The following is a 2016-nucleotide window of genomic DNA, read 5'->3' as shown; positions in this document are numbered from 1 at the left end:
CACGGCATCAACACCTCCCGGCAAAAACCGAAAAGTGTTACCTATGTGTCCGGTACAAATCGTCACCTATGTCTCGGGCCGCTCAAATAAGTTACTGAAATAACTAGTAAATCATGCATATGTGGTAGCGCCCCCCAGACGGCTCCAGCTGGAGCAAGGTCATTTCCATTGCTGCAGAGCGCCGGACTTCGCGTCGTTGCCGTCCAGAACCCACTGACCTCGCTTGCAGACGACGTCGCTGCCACTGAACGGGCCATCGAGGCCGCGCCGGGAGATGTGATCCTCGTTGGCCACTCCTGGGGCGGAATGGTGATCACCGAGGGCGGAACGGCGGACAAGGTCAAAGCCTTGGTCTACGTTGCCGCCTTCGCCCTGCCGAAGGGCCAGTCAGTCACCAGCGCTACGGCGGGAAGTCCGCCGGCGCCTTGGACGTCGACCCCTGCAGAAGGACAGCGGCGACTTCCTGACCGTACCCCAGGAGGGGCTGGGCAAGTATTTCGCTCAGGACGCGACGCCCGAGGAGGTTGCGGTTCTCGCGGCGACGCAGCAGCCATCGGCGGCCCGTCTCTTCGACGAACGGCTGACCCGGGCGGCGTCCGAGACCAAGCCCAGTTGGTTCGTGGTTGCGAAGGCTGACGGTGCGATCCCGCCGGCGTTCGAAGGTTCGATGGCCAAGGCCATCAAAGCGCATATCACCGAGCTCGAGGGCAATCACTTGATCATGTTGACCAAACCTCGTTCGGTCGCAGACGTGATCATCGACGCTGCAAAATCGGTGCGGTAGCTGTGACGGCGATGTCTCGATAGCGGTGGCAGCGCGCCTAGTGTGCGCTGTCGCTTAGGACTGTGCGAGTGGCGCCCTCTCGTGACCATCCAGCGACGCTTGCCGCGGGTCAAACTTAGCTATCCACATGCCATTGTGCGCCAAGGCCCGACACGGTGACTTACGGGCCCCTAGCGCGACTAATTCCGCTATGAAGGGACCCTGTCGATTTCAGTTCGTTGCTAGGTCTTTTGGTTCAATAGGTCCGCCAGCAAGTGCCTGCTTGGAACTACGGGCCAAGAGCGAGGGAGGGGGTTCGTTTCTTTCACTCCAAGGCGCCAGCAGGCGAGGTTCTTGTTGCGCAGCTCGTCGGCGTTCTCGGCGACGAACTGGCATGTTCGCTCCAGCGCCTCAATATCGGGATCGGCGCCGACGCGCAGAAAGGCCGGCGAGCAGCGCCTGCACCTCAACGGTCAACGCTCACGATCTGCGCGAGATGGCCGTCGAGGAGCGCCGCGAGTTCCTGGGCGTCATCCCGCTGGACATCCGTATCCAGTTCAGCCAGGCGCTGCCGATGCGCTTCGATACCATGCCCTCCAGTCCGGCCTGATCGAGGAATATCACCTGCACGTGAGGCCGTTCGTGCTCGGCAGGGGCAAGCAAGGCCTCCGCTGCAACTGGTGTCGAGCACATTGATCGATGACGATACGGTTCATTTGATCTATGTGTGCCGCGAGACTGAACGATAAGGCGCTTCAGCGCCAACAGGCGAACCAACACGTACGTCCGCAATGGGCCTGATCCCGGATCTTCGCACCGAGGTCTCACATGTCCGCTCGCGTGCTGGGTACCCTAGCAGCGGACGGTCTGCTCGGCCCCATTTCTGCCGCCTCGGACCGCGTGGGTAGTGGAGAAATACGCCCGATTCCATTCATCCGCCCCCGGCTGTCGCAAAAGTTATATAGCGCACACGATGACATAGGGGGTTCTCAGTTTCATCCTGTCGGGCGTAGCATTGCCGCGGTTCGCTTGCCGACAACTATTCCTACTGGAATTGACAGGGCCAATCTTCAGGCCTCGTCAAGCCAGAAGGCAACTCGGTCCGGGCGTCTCCGCAAGCCATGTTGATCTGCCACTGGGACAGACCCACCGAATTGGAAAGGTCGACGCCCTCGATACGGGTCAGAAAGAAAAAGGCGCGGTCAAAGTCTATCGGCGCGGTGAACGTCGCTCCTCGGAAGTCCGCCCGTGCG

At 60.9% G+C, this 2016-nt stretch carries 1 protein-coding gene and 2 pseudogenes; 1 reads left to right on the top strand and 2 read right to left on the bottom strand.

Annotated elements, in window-relative coordinates; genetic code table 11:
* Positions 1-168: 168 nt before the first annotated feature.
* Positions 169-636: an alpha/beta fold hydrolase gene (locus tag NKH42_RS31375; protein WP_352737699.1), complete on the top strand. Its 468-nt coding sequence runs from the start codon at positions 169-171 to the stop codon at positions 634-636.
* 465 nt (positions 637-1101) lie between these two features.
* Here NKH42_RS31375 and NKH42_RS31370 read toward each other — a convergent pair.
* Positions 1102-1225: pseudogene (locus tag NKH42_RS31370) on the bottom strand (DUF4326 domain-containing protein); the annotation flags it as partial.
* A 583-nt stretch (positions 1226-1808) separates the two neighbouring features.
* Positions 1809-2016: pseudogene (locus tag NKH42_RS31025) on the bottom strand (pentapeptide repeat-containing protein); the annotation flags it as partial.

Origin of the sequence: Mesorhizobium sp. M1142, assembly GCF_040318565.1 — a bacterium.
GTDB lineage: Bacteria > Pseudomonadota > Alphaproteobacteria > Rhizobiales > Rhizobiaceae > Mesorhizobium.
This window is presented reverse-complemented; position numbering and strand designations above follow the sequence as displayed.